Source organism: Geodermatophilus sp. URMC 64, assembly GCF_053502555.1.
The window spans coordinates 4,536,747-4,552,799 of sequence record NZ_CP199955.1; the positions used below are offsets into that span (position 1 = coordinate 4,536,747).

The window sequence follows — 16,053 nt, forward strand, 5'->3', positions numbered from 1 at the left end:
GACGGAGGCGAGGTCAGCTTCGGCGGAGGACGGCCCGCAGGGTGCGCAGCGCCACCGACAAGGCGACGAGATCGGTCCGCCCGGACGTCTCCAGCTCCGCGAGGGTCTGGCGAGCACGTCGCACGGCCGGCGCGTGCTCCGCTTCCCACCGCGCGACCGCGGAGTCGACGTCCGAGGGCGCCGGGGAAGCCGGCAGGCCGCCGCGCGCGTGGCCGAGTACGGCCGTGGCCAGTTCACGGTGCACGGTGTAGAGGTCGTCGCGAAGCGCCGCCCTGGCGAGGGTCTCCCAGCGGTCCGTGCGCCGGAGGGCGGAGACCTCCGTGAGCAGGCTGTCGAGGCCGTACCGCTCCGAGAGCACGAACCAGGTCGCGGCCACGTCGGCGTCGGGCACCACCGTGTCCTCCGCCACCTCAGCGATGTCGAGGAGCGTGAAGACCGAGAGCAGAGCGGCCGTGCGCAGCGCCTCGACGGCGTCGACGCCCCCCGAGGTGAACTGGCCGGCCAGGTCCTGCACGTAGTCCAGGTCTTGGCCGAGGAGCAGGTCGGGGATCCGCTCGCCGAGCTCGCGGATTACCGGGCCGAACCGCTCGGCCTCGCGCAGCACGTCGATTCCCTCTGGCCGGGCGTGGAGGAACCACCGCACGGCGCGGTCGAGGAGCCGCTGGTGATGGTGTCGCAGCCGGGCCTGGACGTCCGCGGGCACGCGTCCGTCCAAGGCCTCGGCTGCCGCCCGCCGCGCCTCGAGATCGAACACGTGCGTGGCGACGGCGTGCGCGCGCACGACCTCGGCGGCGTCGGCCCCCGTTTCCTCAGCTGCGCGGAAGGCAAAGGTGATCCCCGCCGAGGCGACCACCCGGTTGACCAGAACCGTGGTGACGATCTCCCGGCGGAGCGGGTGCTCGTCGAGCCGATCGCCGTAGCGCTCGACCAGTTCCACGGGAAAGTACTCACGCACAGCTTTCCGCGCCCACGTCTCGTCCGGCAGCGGGCTGGCGAGCACGGCCGCGCCGAGCGAGATCTTGGCGTAGGCCAGCAGAACGGACAGCTCTGGCGTCGTGAGGCTTCCGCCCGCCCGCCCACGCCGATCGAACTCGGCTGTCGTCGGCAGCGCCTCCAGCTCGCGGTCGAGCTGACCCGCGTCCTCGAGGGCCTGGAGAAACCGTCGGTGCGCCGGCAGGTGCTCACCGGCGAAGGCGGTCTCGATGGACAGCACCCGGTTCTGCTCGTCGTTGTCCCGGAGCACGAGGCGGGCGACGTTCTCGGTCATCCGCGCCAGCGTGCGGTTGCGTTCCTCGGCGTCGAGCACGCCGTCCATGACCAGCCGGTCGAGCAGGATCTTGATGTTGACCTCGTGGTCGCTGCAATCGACCCCGGCCGAGTTGTCCACGGCATCGGTGTTGAGCTTCACCCCGGACGATGCGGCCTCGATCCGGCCTCGCTGGGTCAGCCCGAGGTTCCCGCCCTCGCCCACGACGCGGACGCGCAGGTCGGCGGCGTTGATCCGGACCGCGTCGTTGGCCTTGTCGCCGACGTCGGTGTGCGGTTCGGTCGAGGCCTTGACGTAGGTGCCGATGCCGCCGTTCCAGAACAGATCGACCGGTGCGGCGAGGATCGCCCGAACCAGGTCGTCGGGGTTCAGCCCCGTCGTGCCCACCGGCAGCCCGAGCCGGGCCGCGACCTGCGGTGTGATCGGCACGGACTTGGCCATGCGCGGATGGACACCCCCACCGGGGCTGAGCACCGCCGGGTCGTAGTCGGCCCACGACGACCGGGGCAAGGCGAACAGACGCGCCCGCTCGCGGTAGGACACCGCCGGGTCGGGGTCTGGGTCGAGGAAGACGTGGCGGTGGTCGAACGCCGCGACCAATCGGATGTGCTCGGACAGCAGCATGCCGTTGCCGAAGACGTCGCCGCTCATGTCGCCCACCCCGACGACCGTGATATCGGTGGTCTGCGGGTCGACGCCGAGCTCGCGGAAGTGCCGCTTGACGCTCTCCCACGCGCCCCGGGCGGTGATGCCCATGGCCTTGTGGTCGTAGCCGTTGGACCCCCCGGAGGCGAAGGCGTCACCGAGCCAGAAGCCCCGCTCGGTGGCGATGGCGTTGGCGATGTCGGAGAAGGTCGCGGTGCCCTTGTCCGCGGCCACGACGAGGTAGGGATCGTCGCCGTCGTAGCGGACGACGTCGGCCGGTGGCACCACGACCTGCCGGCCGCCCGCGTCGACGAGGTTGTCCGTCACGTCGAGCAGCCCGCTGACGAAGGTGCGGTAGCAGGCCACCCCCTCGGCCCACCACGCGGCGCGGTCGGCGGCCGGATCGGGTAGCCGCTTGGCGACGAATGCGCCTTTGGCGCCGGTCGGGACGATGACGGCGTTCTTGACGACCTGCGCCTTCACCAGGCCCAGCACCTCGGTGCGGAAGTCCTCAGGCCGATCGGACCAGCGCAGCCCGCCGCGGGCGACCTCACCGAAGCGCAGATGCACGCCCTCCACCCGGGGGCTGTACACCCAGATCTCGTACGCCGGCCGGGGCTCGGGCATCCCGGCGACCTGGGCCGGTTCGACCTTGAAGGACAGGTGTTCGGGCGGCTCGCCGTCGGCTCCGCGCTGGAACGCGTTCGTCCGCAGGACGGCACGGACGGCGGACAGCAGGGCCCGCAGGATGCGATCGGCGTCCAGACCCTCGACGGCGTCGAGCGCCGCCCGGGTCTGCTCCTCCAATACCCGCACGTCCCGCTTGCGCGACCGCTCATCCGGATGCCGACGGGGGTCGAAGCGGGCCTCGAACAGCTCGACGAGGAGTTGGGTCGTCGCGGCCTCGGACACGAGGATACCGGCGACGTAGTCCAGGCTGTACGACAGACCGGTCTGTCGCAGGTAGCGCAGGAGAGCCCGGACCACGGACACCTGGCGCCACGTCAGCTCAGCGGCGAGCACGAGCCGGCTCAGCGCGTCGCTGTCCGCGCGCCCGGCCCAGGCAGCGGCGAAGGCAGCGCAGAACCGGTCGCGGTCCTGCCTGTCGTCGGCTCGGGACGGCCCCCACGGGAAGGACGCTGGCAGGCGGAGACCCACGTCGTACACCCAGACCCGCTGGCCGTCGACGCGCTGGAGCAGGTGCGGGCGCTCGTCGGTGACCTCCACTCCGAGATCGGTGAGCAGCGGCAGCACCTCGGACAACGTGGCCGGGGTGTACCGGTAGAGGCTGAGTTGCCAGGTGCCGGGCTCGCCCGCGGCAGCCTCGCGTAACGCGAGGACCGGTTCCGATGGCGTGTGCGACTCCGCTGTGGCGATGGTCGCGAGCAGGCTCTCGACCCGGCGGAGGTCGTCGACGGCGCGCCGCGCCGGCACCTCCGCGCGGTAGCCGTCGGGAATGCCCGCCAGCCAGCGATGAACCAGGGCTGCCCCGTCCTGCTCGCCCAGCTCCCCCCTGGCCGCGTCCAGCAGGTCGTCCTCCCAGGAGCGGACCGTGGCCGCGACGGCGGACTCCAACTCGGCGGGGTCGGGCTTGCAGAGCGACTCACCGGGCCGGGGACGCACGACGACGTGCAGCCACGCCAGCGCCGACTCGGACACGTGTAGGGCACTCTCGGTCGTCCACCCCCCGAGCGTCTGCTGGAGCAGGTCCGCGACCGCGCCGCCGACTCGGGTCGTGTAGCGGTCGCGGGGCAGGAAGACCAGGCAGGAGACGAACCCGCCGGTGACGTCCGAGCGCAGGAAGACACGGGTGCGCCGGCGCTCCTGCAGCCTGGTGACGGCGAGCGCGGTCGGCAGAATCTCCTCGACCTCTGCCTGCAGCAGCTCGTCGCGGGGAAAGCGCTCCAATACGTTCAGCAGATCGCGCCCCGAGTGGCTGTCGGGAGCAAGACGCGACCGCCGCAGCACCTCCGCGACCTTGTCGGCGACCACCGGGACGCGGCGCACGCTCTCGGTGTACGCGTCCGAGCTGAACAAGCCGAGCAGGCGGATCTCGCCGATGATCTCGCCCTGCTCGTCGTACCGGCGGACCCGCACTTCGTCGGCGTACGCGGAACGGTGCACGGTGGCGCGTGCCTCGGCCTTGGTCACCTGCAGCAGCCGGCGTCCGGCGGGCAGGAGGGCTGACCCGCGGTGGTGCCGCTCCTCCGCCAGCACACCCAGCGCACTGTCCTGGCGGGGGGCCAGCCACGGGCCGCCGTGCCCGTCCGCCCGGTCGTACTCCAGCCAGCCGAGGAAGGTGAACCGGTCGTCGGCGAGCCAGCGGAGGAACCCTGCCGCGGATCGCGCCTCGTCACCGCCACGCTCGAGCTCCTGGGCGAGCCGCAGCACCGCGGCACGGATGGGCCGCCCGTCCCGGTCCGCCGCGCGCACGTCCGCGAGGACGTCGACGAGCTCGGCCACCAGGGTGGCCTGGGCCTCCGAATCCGCCTGCCGGTCGACCTCCACGCGGATCCAAGCCTCGACGACGTCCTGGTCCTCCGCCGAGGCGGCGGGGGCGAGGCCGAGCAGCGCGCCGGTCTCGTCTCGACGGGCGGCCAGTCGGGGATGCGCGACCGAGTGGATTCCTCTGCCGAGCCTGGTGAGTGCGGAGGTGATGCTGTCGACGAGGAACGGCATGTCGTCGGTGACGACCTCCACGGTCGTGCGCACCGGGCCTGCGCCGGACGCCGACCCGTCGACCGCCCGGACCACGGCGTGCCCCGGCGTGCGCCGGAGGCCGGCAGTCAGATGTGAGACGACGGCGGCGGCCAGGTGATCAGCCGAACGCTCCGCAAGTTCCCCGGACGCGTCCGAGGTGGACCACTCGCGGCTCAACAGCCCCGCCGAGGCCGCTGAGCGCAGCGCGGGGGGCAGGGTCTTCCCCCAGGTGGTCGCGGTGACCGGTCGCGTCGGGGCGGGGTCGGCGGGCACGGTGGTCGGAGGCATCGTCGGCTCCTGCTGTCAGGCGGTGCGGTCGGGGATCCGGTGCGACAGGAAGGGGATTCGAGGGCCCGCCCCCACCCGAGGCGGACGGGGGATCGGCGGCGACGCGCCCCGGCGGGGCCGAGACTTCCTGCGACGCTCGTACGCGCCCGTGGGCGAACAGGCACCGACGGCGCCCGCGGGGTCAGCCCATGTGCGGATAGCGGTAGTCGGTGGGCGGCACGAACGTCTCCTTCACCGACCTCGGGGACACCCAGCGGAGCAGGTTCAAGATCGAACCCGCCTTGTCGTTTGTACCGCTGGCCCGGGCCCCACCGAACGGCTGCTGGCCGACGACCGCACCGGTGGGCTTGTCGTTGACGTAGAAGTTGCCGGCCGAGAACCGCAGCACCTCCATGGCCTCCACGATCGCGGCACGGTCCTGCGCGATGATCGACCCGGTGAGTCCGTACGGAGCCGCGTCGGCGGCTTGCCGGACGACCCGGTCGTAGTCGGCGTCGTCGTAGACGAACACGCCGAGGATCGGCCCGAAGTACTCCGTGGTGAACACCTCGTGATCGGGGTCGTCCGCCTGCACGACCGTGGGACGGACGAAGAACCCCTCGCTGTCGTCGGCGGCGCCACCGGCGAGGAGGTCAACCCCGTCCTCGCCGCGGACACGGTCCAGGACGCCGACGAGGCGGTCGAAGGAGCGCTGGTCGATGACCGCGCCGAGGAACATCGAGAAGTCGGTGACGTCTCCCATCGGCATGCCCTCGACCTCGTCAAGGAAGGAGTCGCGCAGCCGGTTCCACACCGACCGAGGGATGTAGGCGCGGGAGGCCGCGGAGCACTTCTGTCCCTGGAACTCGAACGCGCCGCGCACCAACGCGGTCCGCAGGACGTCGACGTCGGCTGACGGGTGGGCGATCACGAAGTCCTTGCCGCCGGTCTCGCCGACCAGGCGCGGGTAGGCCCGGTAGGCGGTCAGGTTCTCGGTGACCGTCCGCCAGAGGTGGCCGAAGGTCGCGGTGGAGCCGGTGAAGTGAATCCCAGCGAGGTCCTGGTCGACGAGAGCGACGTCGCTGACCGCCCGGCCGTCTCCCGTGACCATGTTGATGACACCCGGCGGCAGACCGGACTCCTCGAGCACGCGCATCGTGTAGTGCGCGGCGAGCTGCTGGGTCGGCGAGGGCTTCCAGATCACCGTGTTGCCCATCAGGGCCGGTGCGGTGGGCAGGTTCCCCGCGATCGCGGTGAAGTTGAAGGGGGTGATCGCCAGCACGAAGCCCTCGAGGGGCCGGTGGTCGAAGCGGTTCCAGACACCGGGTGAACTCAGCGGCTGTTCCTCGAGGATCTGGCGGCCGAAGTGGACGTTGAACCGCCAGAAGTCGACCAGCTCGCACGGTGCGTCGATCTCGGCCTGGTAGCACGTCTTGCTCTGACCGAGCATCGTGGCCGCGTTGATCGTGTGGCGCCACGGTCCGGCCATGAGCTCGGCAGCCTTGAGGAAGACCGCGGCCCGGTCGTCGTAGGACATCCGCTGCCACGCCGGCGCGGCGGCGCGAGCGGCCTCCACCGCCGCTCGGACGTCGCCCTGCGTCGCGTTGTGCATCGTGCCGAGGACGGCGTCCTTGCGGTGTGGCTGGAGCACGTCGATGGGTTCACCGCCGCCGAGCCGCTGCTGCCCACCGATGGTCATGGTGAGGTCGACTCGCTCGGCGGCGAGTTTCTTCAACCGGTCCTCGAGTACGGTGCGTTCCGCGCTTCCCGGGATGAAGGTGTGCACGGGCTCGTTGACGGGCGGGGGGACCTGGGTGACGGCGTCCATGATCGCGGAATCACGCTCCGGGGTGTCGGGTCTACCGGCTGACGAGGGCTCGCAGGAAGAACGCGAGGTTGGCGGGGCGCTCGGCGAGACGGCGGGTGAAGTAGCCGTACCAGTCGGTGCCGAAGGGGATGTAGATGCGAACGGTGTGGCCGGCGTGGGCGAGGCGGCGCTGCTCGCCGGAGCGGATTCCGTAGAGCATCTGGAACTCGGCGTCGGCCGGGCCCTTGCCGCGGTCGGCGAGGAATCGCTCGGCGCCCCGGACCATGCGCAGGTCGTGGGTGGCGATCATCGGGTAGGCGCCGCCGTCGACAAGGATGCGCGCGCACCTGACGTACGCCCGGTCGGTGTCGGCCTTCTTCAAGTAGGAGACGGACGCCGGCTCGGCGTACGCGCCCTTGACCAGCCGGACCCGTGAACCCGGGTACGCGAGGTCCCGGGCGTCGGCCTCGGTACGGAAGAGCATGGTCTGCAGGACGCACCCGACCCGGGGGAAGTCCGCGCGCAGCGTGCGCAGGGTTCCCAGGGTGTGGTCGACGGTGGTGTGGTCCTCCATGTCGAACGTGACGTCGACGCCGCGGGCGGTGGCGTGCTGCACCAGATCGTGGGCCCGTTCCGTGGCCTCCTTCGGCCCGTCCGGCCCGAGGGACTGACCGAGGGCGGAGAGCTTGACCGAGATCTCGTTGCCCTCGGCCAGTCCGGTGTCGGCCAGCCGGGTCACGAGCCGGCGGTAGGTCTCGACGGTCTCGACGGCTTGGGCGACGTCGGTGATGTCCTCGCCGAGATAGTCGAGGGTGGACCTGAGCCCGGCGCCGGTCAGGGTGCGGACAGCGCTCTCCGCTGCGTCGACGTCCTCGCCGGGCACGAATCGCGACACGACCGAACGGCTGAGCCGGCTGCGGGTCATCGCCCTGCGGACCGCCGGGTTCCCCGTCACTCCCTGGAGCGTCTGAGCGAACACGCTGTCCCCTTCATGCTTCATCGGCTTGCAACCGACGGTAAGGTGTCACACCTTACCGGTCAAGAGACGGCCGGGTCACCGAATGGACGACGTCCTCGTCGACTGGCCATTCGTCCAAGGACGCCCACCGCTCATCGCAGGACGAAGCCGGGCACCTGCGGGTCGGCGGGGTCGACGACGAAGGTGTGCTCACCGGTTCGGTACGCCATGCCGGTGACCTGCGGGACGATGGCCGATCGGCCGGCGGCACTAGTTGCGGCCACGACGGTGCCGGTGAACTGGGAGCCGACGATCGACTCGTGCCGGAGCTGCGGCCCGTCCGGGGACACGCGGCCCTGGTCGGCCAGGACGGCCAGTCGGGCGCACGTGCCCGACCCGCAGGGTGAGCGGTCGACCTCGCCGTCGGCGAACACCGTCACGTTGCGTTGGTGCACCGATCCGCCGTCCCCCCCGAGATCCTCGTGCAGGATCGTGCCGTAGATCCCGCTCAGTCGCGGATCGTCCGGGTGAGTGGCGTGGTCGGTGTCGTTGAGCGCCCACTTGACCTCGCGGCCGAGCGCGATGAGGTCCTGGTAGTGGGTTGGCTCCACGGTGAGCCCGACACTAGTGGCGTCGATGCTCGCGTAGATGGCCCCGCCGTAGGTGACGGTGACCGCGACCTGGCCGCGACTGGTCCTCAGCGGGACGTCGCGGGCGAGCACGTAGCTCGGCACGTTGACGAAGTCAACCGCGACGGAGCGGCCGGCGTCGCGGTGCACGCGCGCCGTGACTCTGCCGGACGGAACGTCGATGACGACGTCGACGCTGCCGTCGTCGGGCGCCCGCACCACGCCGGTGTCCACGGCCCACACGCCCAGCGCGATCGTGCCGTGCCCGCAGGCGGTGGAGAAACCGTCCTTGTGCCAGAACAGCACGCCCAGGTGAGCTCCGTCATCGTCCGGCGGGACGAGGAAGCCGCCGTACATGTCGGCGTGACCGCGGGGCTCGAAGCAGAGCAGCTCCCGCAGCCGCTGTGCGTCCGGGCTGTCCATCGCGCGTGCCCGTCGGTCGGCGACCGTTGTGCCGGGCAGCGGCACCCCGGGTTCGGCGACGATCCGGAACGGCTCCCCGGCCGTGTGGTAGTCGGTCGTCGACACGGACCACGCGTTCACCGGAGCACCTTCTGGGCCAGGGCGCGGGCGATGGCCCAGTCCTGCACCGCGACGCCGACCGTCTTGAACACCGTGCGGTCGCGTCGCACAGGCGGGTCGGCGAGAGCATGGCCCAGTTCGGTGAGGTCGTTCGTGGTGATCGCGCCCGCCGACAGCGCGTGATGGATCTCCCCTGACTCCTCGAGGATCGCGGGCAGGTCGTCGATGACGACCGTGGCCTCCGCGAGCAGGTCATCCGGAAGCTCCCGCATCGTCAGGCGGAAGGCGCCGATGGCGTTGACGTGGACCCGCGGCGACAACATGGCGGCGGTCACGAGCGGCTCCGTCGCCGGGGTGGCGCAGGTGACTATGTCCGCGTCGGCCACCGCGTCGGCGATGTCGCTACTGACCGCGGTGGCGACGCCGGACAGTTCCGGGCCGAGCACCTCGACCAGCGCCGCGGCTCGGTCCTTGTCGACATCCACCACGGTGAGCTCCTGCAGTGGCCGGACCGCGTGCACGCCGCGCACCTGATCCGCGGCCTGCCCCCCGGCGCCGATGATGGTCATCCGGCTGGCGGTGTCGGGCGCGAGCAGATCGGTCGCCACACCGGAGATCGCGCCGGTGCGCAGCGCGGTGACGGCGGCGGCATCGGCCACCAACTGCTGCGTGCGACCCACCTCGGCCCAGGTCACCGAGCCGATGATGGCCGGCTGCCGCGCGAAGTTGAGACTCAGCGTCTTGACCATCGCCGTGGCGCTCGGGCGGTGGTGGGCCGACATGACCAGGAACTGACCGTCCCTCATCGCCGTCCGGGTCGGCTGCTCGAAGTGCCCCGCGGCGAGGTCGAGGAACGCCTGACGGACCGCGTCGATCGCCTCGCTCATGGAAGTGGCGGCCCGCACGTCTGCGGCGTCCAGCGTGACGGTCTTCATCCGTGTCCTCCTGAGGAGTGATCTCGGGCAAGGGAAGCATGTGACATGTAGCACCTTACACACCGCATGGCATGCTTAGAGAAGATTCGAGCCCGGCGTAAGCGAGGGAGTGCCCAGATGGCGCGCGGCCCGTACGAGAAGGACGACGAAAGTCGACTGGCGTTCCCCTCGTTCTCCAGCAGGCGGAACCTGCGTGAGGAGATCAGGGACATGCTCCGTGGCGCCGTGATCTCCGGCCAGCTGCAGCCCGGGATCGTCTACTCGGCACCCAGCCTTGCCGAGGAGTTCGGAGTCTCGGTCACGCCCGTCCGCGAGGCGATGCTCGACCTGGCCAGCGAGGGACATGTGGAAGCCTTGCGGAACAAGGGGTTCCGGGTGACCGAACTGTCGCCGGCCCAGCTCGACAGCATCACCGATGTCCGCGTCCTGATCGAGGTGCCCACCGTGCGCGCCGTGGCAGAGGCGGGTGCGAATCCGAGCGAGATCAAGCGGTTGAACGCTCTGGCAGACCTGATCATCGAAGCCGCCGAACGACACGATCTTATCGAGTACGTCACCGCGGACATGGAGTTCCACCTGGCTGTGCTGGGGCTTGCCGGCAATCCCGAGCTGGTGGAGGTGGCCCGGTCGTTGCGGACGAAATCGCGCCTCTACGGACTGCAGTCACTGACTCCGGACCAGATCTTCCCCTCGTCGCGGGAGCATGCGGACCTCGTCCACCTCATCGAGGCCCGCGATGGCGACGGCGCCGAACGACTCATGCGGCAGCATCTCCGACATGTCCGGGGCATATGGGCCGGGGGCAGCGAAGCGAGCGAGGACAGCGCACACGTCGCCGAAAAGAGCAGCACCCCTATGGGCTGATCCGCCCGCCCAGGGGTCCCGCTCGTCCCGCATCCTCCCGGCCGCTGTGCCGGAGCCAGCACCCGTCGGCCCGGGGTCCCCGTACCGCGCTTGGTCGGATCCGACAGGCCGCTGTGAGTAGGGGAACGGACAAGCCCTTCCCACGGCTGCGACTTCGTTGACCGTGGCGTCCTCGCGCCGACGCGGCAGGTGAGCGGTCGAGGGGAGCCACTGCTCGCCGGGCTGACCAATCCTCCCGCCCCCAGTCGGCTCGGCCTTCACGGCCTCGCGCTGTCCGGTTCCCGGGGAAAGTTCGAACGGGCATTGTGCCCCTAATCGGCCAGTAGTATGTTACCCATCACATGTGACGCCTCTTACCGGCAGTCCGGAGCTCTTCCCCGCCAGGGCGCGTCATCCCATGACGCTCGTTCGACTTCGAAGGGACCTGAGCAACATGACGAAGACGCGCAGCACGCGAGTGCGCCGGCGCACCCGCCTGACGCTCACCGCAGCATCCGTCGGCCTCCTGACCGCGATGACAGCGTGCGGTGGGAACACGTCGAGCGGCGACGAGGAAGCCGCCGGAAGCAGCGGACAGATCAAGGTGGCGGAGGTCGAGGCCATCTCGGCCACCGTTCCGGAGGAAGTCGCCAAGACCGGCACGTTGCGGGTTGCCTCCGAGGTCTACCCGCCGGCCGTCATCGTTCCTCCCGGGGGCGGCGACCCCTCCGGCTGGGAGGTCGCAATCGCGAAGGACATCGCCACGATCATGGGCCTGAAGGCGGAGATCACGATCGTCCCGTTCGACGGTCTGATCGCCAGCCTGCAGGCCAACCGATTCGATGTCGCCATGGGCGAGATCTACGTCGCCCCGGAACGCCAGGAGCTTCTCTGGTTCGTGTCCGACCACGAGTCGGGCGACTCCTTCCTGGTTGCCAAGGACAGCGAGATCGAGGAAATCTCGAAGCAAGAGGATCTCTGCGGTCTGACGGTCGCCGTCCAGCTCGGATCCATCGAGCAGCAGCGGATGGACGAGGCGGCCGCCGCCTGCAAGGAGCAGGGTTCGCCGACGCTCACCGTCGATACCTACAAGGAACAGGCACAGGTCAACCTGGCTCTGCAAGGCGGCAACGCGGACGTGAGCATCGGGTCGACCAGCCAGCTCGCCTATGTCCTGGACCAGGCCCCCAACCAGTTCCGGCTGCTCGACGCAGACTTCCTCCCGACCCTGGCCACCGGTATCGCGCTCGCCGACACGCCCTACGAGGCGGACATGGCAGAGGCCGTGCGGGCGGCCACCCAGGAGCTCATCGACTCCGGTCGGATGCAGGAGATCCTCGACGAGTTCAACGCTGGAAAGGGCAACGTCGAGAAGGCCGAGATCCACGCCCAGACCGGGGTATGACGACGGCTCGACGACGAGACGACGGGTGAGGCCGGCGCGCCGATAGCGCCGGCCCGCGCCGGATCGGGCGGAGGCTCACGCCAGGCACGACTCACCGCCGCCGGCCCCCCGCGCGCCCTCAGGAATGCGGCGCCAGGGATGCAGGGTGACGAAGAACGTGGTTCACCAGTTCGAGAGGCACTGACATGCACGGCTCCGACGCACCATCGGCGACTCCCTATCCCACCACGATCGTCAGGCGACTGCCCTACGGGCAGTGGCTGGCAGTCGCGGTCCTGGCCGTGCTCCTGGCCATGCTGGCCCACACCCTCCTGGTCAACGATCGCTTCGGCTGGGCCGTCGTGGGCGAGTTCTTCTTCAGCGACCAGATCCTGCAGGGTCTCTGGCGCACGCTGTGGTTGACGGCGCTCGCGATGCTCATCGGCGTGGTCCTCGGCACCGCGCTGGCGGTGGCTCGGATGTCGACGAACCCGGTGCTCTCTCAGACCGCGGGCGCCTACATCTGGTTCTTCCGAGGAACGCCCCTCCTCATCCAGTTGGTCTTCTGGTACAACCTCGCCGCGCTCTATCCGAAACTCAGTCTCGGCATACCGTTCGGCCCCGAGTTCGTGACCGCGGAGACGAACGCCCTGGTCACCGTGTACGTCGCGGCGGTCCTCGGCCTCGGCCTGAACGAGGCGGCCTACATGGCGGAGATCATCCGTAGTGCCCTTCTGTCGGTGGATTACGGCCAGACCGAGGCGGCCCACGCGCTCGGGATGACCGGCATGTTGACGTTCCGGCGAGTCGTCTTTCCACAGGCCGTCAAGATCCTGCTCCCGCCGACCGCCAACCAGACGATCGGCATGCTGAAGTACACGTCGTTGGTGAGCGTCCTGGCCCTGCCGGAATTGCTCTACTCGGCGCAGCTCATCTACTCGCAGAACTTCCAGACGATTCCGCTGCTCATCGTCGTGGCCCTCTGGTACCTGGTCGTGACGACCGTGCTCACCTACGTCCAGTACTTGCTGGAGAAGAAGTACGGACGCGGAGACACCCGGCGCCCGGCACGGAAGGAAGCGACCTTCCTTCCGCACTGGAGGCGGCGCGACAAATCCCTTCTTCCCACTGATGTTGCTGCGTCACAACCCACTGCGGAGGCCCAGCGATGACCCTGGCACCGGACGGACGAGAGCGTGTGCGGGAGACCGCGGAGGGCGGTGGTCGGGACGCAGTGGTGCAGATCATCGACCTCCACAAGAAGTTCGGCTCCCTCGAGGTCCTCAAGGGCGTCGACCTGAAAGTCACCCAGGGAGAAGTCATGTGCATTCTCGGCCCGTCGGGGTCCGGGAAGAGCACCCTCCTGCGGTGCATCAACCACCTGGAAGTGCCGCACCGGGGAGCTGTCCTGGTGCACGGCGAGCCGATGGGCTACCAGCGCCGAGGGGACAAACTTCACGAGCTCCGCCCGCGAGAAATAGCGCGTCAACGGACGCACGTCGGAATGGTCTTCCAAGACTTCCGGCTCTTTCCGCACATGACCGTGCTCGAGAACGTCATCGAGGCACCTATCAGGGTCCAGGGCCGCAGTCGTGCGGACGCCGTCCAGACGGCACAGACGGTTCTTGGGAGTGTGGGGCTCCGGGAGAAGGAGAACGCCTACCCCAACCATCTGTCCGGGGGGCAGAAGCAGCGGGTGGCCATCGCCCGCGCCCTTGCCATGTCCCCGTCCATCATGCTCTTCGACGAACCGACATCGGCGCTCGACCCCGAACTGGTGGGTGAGGTCCTCGAGAGCATGCGGAGGCTGGCCAACGAGGGCATGACGATGGTCGTCGTCACGCACGAGATCGGTTTCGCTCGCAACGTCGCCGACACCGTTGTCTTCATGGCCGACGGGGTCATCGTGGAGCAGGGTCGTCCCGAAGCCGTCATCGACAACCCCCAGCATCCGCGCACCAGATCCTTCTTGAAGAGCATCCTCTAAGCCCCCTGAACCATCTTTCTCCAGTCGACGTCACTTTGAACGGAATGCGATGAAGCCCCTGTCGAACGACCCGCTCCTGCAGCCGCTCCAGATCAAGCACCTTACCTTGCGCAATCGCATCTTCAGCACCGCGCACGCTCCCCTGTACTACCTCGAGGACAACGGCGTGCCGGGTGAGAAGTACGCGATGTACACGGAGGAGAAAGCGAAGGGCGGCGTCGGGCTCACGATCATCGGTGGGTCCAGCAACGTCGCCATCGACTCGGCTAACGTCTTCGACAACTTCGACGCCTTCGATCCGCGAGTCGTGGATTTCTACCGAGACGTGTCCCGGCGGGTGCACGGCCACGGCGCCGCCATCATGGTCCAGATCACGCACCTGGGGCGCCGGTCGGTGGACGTCCGTGGCGACTGGCTGCCCACCGTGTCACCGTCCGCCATCCGGGAGCGCGCGCACCGGAGCTTCCCGAAGGAGATGGAGGACTTCGACTTCGAGCGACTCGTCCGGGCGTATGGCGACGCCGCCGCCCTGGCGAAGGAGGGCGGCCTCGACGGCGTTCAGGTGCAGGCCTCCGCAGGCCACCTCATCGACCAGTTCTTCGCGACACGGACCAACGCCAGAGACGACGAGTACTCGCTCGCGACCGGGAAGCTGAAGTTTGCCCTCGACGTCCTTCGTGAGGTGCGTCGCCGGGTCGGCGACGACTTCATCGTGGGGGTGAAGATCGCCGGCGACGAGGGCGCCGAAGGAGGCGTCCGGCTGTCCGAATCGATCGAGATCGCTCGTGCGCTCGGAGCGTCGGGGCTCGTCGACTTCCTCGACGTGATCTACGGCAGCGGCTACAACGACGCCGAGCTGGCCGACATCATCTCCGGCTTCGGCCGGGCCCAGGGCGAGCACCTGGGAATGGCGGGCAGCATCCGCGCCGCGGTCGACCTGCCGGTCTTCCACGCCGGGCGGATCGCGGACCTGGCGACGGCGCGACACGCGCTGCGCGAGGGGTTCGTCGACGCGGTCGGGATGACCCGGGCGCACATCGCCGACCCGCACATCGTCACCAAGCTGCTCGCGGGCAAGGAGGACGACATCCGCCCCTGCGTGGGGGCGCTGTCCTGCATGTCCCCGAACGGCACGTACTGCGTCCACAACCCGGCCACGGGCCGGGAGCAGTACATCCCCCAGCTGATCCAGCCGACCAGCGGGCGCATCGAACGGGTCGTCGTGGTCGGCGGGGGTCCGGCGGGCCTGGAGGCGGCCCGTGTCTGCGCCGAGCGGGGGCACGAGGTCACCCTGCTCGAGGCGGCCGACGTCCTCGGCGGGCAGCTGTTGCTCGCGTCACGCAGCCATCGGCACTCGGAGAAGGCGGCGATCATCCACTGGCTCGCCGCCCAGGTGAAGGCCGCCGGCGCGACCGTCCGACTCAACACCTACGCCGACGCGGCCGATGTGCTGCAGCTCGACCCGACCGTGGTCATCGTGGCCACCGGTGGCATGCCCAACACCGACGTGCTGGACGAGGGCAACGAGTACGCCGAGTCGACCTGGGACGCCGTGGGGAGCAGCCGGACCACGGACGGGTCGGTGCTCGTGTACGACGACCACGGGACCGAGCAGGCAGCCCTGGCCGCCGAACATCTCGCCGGACTTGGGGCCCGCGTCGAACTCGTCACCCCGGACCGGACCCCCCTGCAGGACGTCGTCCCTCTGCTCACCCCCGACTACCTGCGGGCGCTCTACGGCAAGGGCGTTGTTCTCACCGCCGACCACGAACTGGTCACGGCCCGCAAGGAGGGGACGGCCCTGCGGCTCGAGCTGCGCAATGTCTTCACCGGCGAGATCCAGGAGCGGACCGTCGAACGCCTCGTCGTGGAGCACGGGACACTGCCGGTCACCGAGGTCTACGACGAGCTGCGCTCGAAGTCGGTCAACGGCGGCCAGACGGACCTGGCCGCCTTCGCCAAGGGCGCCCGGCAACCCACGCTGGATGCCCCGACCGGCTCCATCGCCCTGTTCCGCATCGGGGACGCGGTCGCGCACCGGGGCATCCAAGCGGCGATTTTCGACGCCCGTCGTCTCTGCATGAACCTCTGACCGCAGCGAGCGAAGCT

General features: G+C 69.7%; 10 protein-coding genes. 5 read left to right on the forward strand and 5 right to left on the reverse strand.

Annotation, left to right across the window (positions count from 1 at the left end):
- Positions 1-13: 13 nt before the first annotated feature.
- The 5 genes from ACWIYF_RS22155 to ACWIYF_RS22175 all read right to left on the reverse strand — a co-directional run bounded on the left by ACWIYF_RS22155 (position 14) and on the right by ACWIYF_RS22175 (position 9,730).
- Positions 14-4,900, reverse strand: coding sequence for an NAD-glutamate dehydrogenase (locus ACWIYF_RS22155; RefSeq protein WP_448624984.1), 4,887 nt, complete (start codon positions 4,898-4,900; stop codon positions 14-16).
- Positions 4,901-5,081: 181 nt separating this feature from the next.
- Positions 5,082-6,707, reverse strand: coding sequence for an L-glutamate gamma-semialdehyde dehydrogenase (gene pruA / locus ACWIYF_RS22160; RefSeq protein WP_448624985.1), 1,626 nt, complete (start codon positions 6,705-6,707; stop codon positions 5,082-5,084).
- A 31-nt stretch (positions 6,708-6,738) separates the two neighbouring features.
- Positions 6,739-7,581 carry a proline dehydrogenase family protein gene (locus tag ACWIYF_RS22165; RefSeq protein ID WP_448624986.1) on the reverse strand — a complete coding sequence of 281 codons (843 nt, stop codon included), beginning with the start codon at positions 7,579-7,581 and terminating at the stop codon, positions 6,739-6,741.
- A gap of 215 nt (positions 7,582-7,796) precedes the next feature.
- A complete protein-coding gene (locus tag ACWIYF_RS22170) occupies positions 7,797-8,816 on the reverse strand; it encodes a proline racemase family protein (protein ID WP_448624987.1) in 1,020 nt (339 codons plus the stop codon).
- The gene (locus ACWIYF_RS22175) at positions 8,813-9,730 is read right to left on the reverse strand and encodes an ornithine cyclodeaminase family protein (RefSeq protein ID WP_448624988.1); all 918 of its coding nucleotides are present in this window, start codon (positions 9,728-9,730) and stop codon (positions 8,813-8,815) included. The genes ACWIYF_RS22170 and ACWIYF_RS22175 overlap by 4 nt, the downstream gene beginning before the upstream one ends.
- A gap of 117 nt (positions 9,731-9,847) precedes the next feature.
- On the opposite strand from ACWIYF_RS22175, the gene ACWIYF_RS22180 reads away from it, so the two are divergent.
- The 5 genes from ACWIYF_RS22180 (at position 9,848) to ACWIYF_RS22200 (ending at position 16,036) form a co-directional block, all read left to right on the forward strand.
- Complete coding sequence (locus ACWIYF_RS22180; RefSeq protein ID WP_448624989.1) at positions 9,848-10,594, forward strand: GntR family transcriptional regulator; 747 nt, start codon at positions 9,848-9,850, stop codon at positions 10,592-10,594.
- 433 nt (positions 10,595-11,027) lie between these two features.
- Entirely contained in the window at positions 11,028-11,978 is a 951-nt protein-coding gene (locus tag ACWIYF_RS22185) for a transporter substrate-binding domain-containing protein (protein ID WP_448624990.1), read from the forward strand.
- Positions 11,979-12,163: 185 nt separating this feature from the next.
- The gene (locus tag ACWIYF_RS22190; RefSeq protein ID WP_448624991.1) at positions 12,164-13,129 is read left to right on the forward strand and encodes an amino acid ABC transporter permease; all 966 of its coding nucleotides are present in this window, start codon (positions 12,164-12,166) and stop codon (positions 13,127-13,129) included.
- Positions 13,126-13,944 (forward strand): amino acid ABC transporter ATP-binding protein, encoded by an 819-nt coding sequence (locus ACWIYF_RS22195; protein WP_448624992.1) that lies wholly within the window; start codon positions 13,126-13,128, stop codon positions 13,942-13,944. The genes ACWIYF_RS22190 and ACWIYF_RS22195 overlap by 4 nt, the downstream gene beginning before the upstream one ends.
- A 49-nt stretch (positions 13,945-13,993) precedes the next feature.
- A complete protein-coding gene (locus ACWIYF_RS22200; RefSeq protein WP_448624993.1) occupies positions 13,994-16,036 on the forward strand; it encodes an oxidoreductase in 2,043 nt (680 codons plus the stop codon).
- The last annotated feature ends 17 nt before the right edge of the window (positions 16,037-16,053 follow it).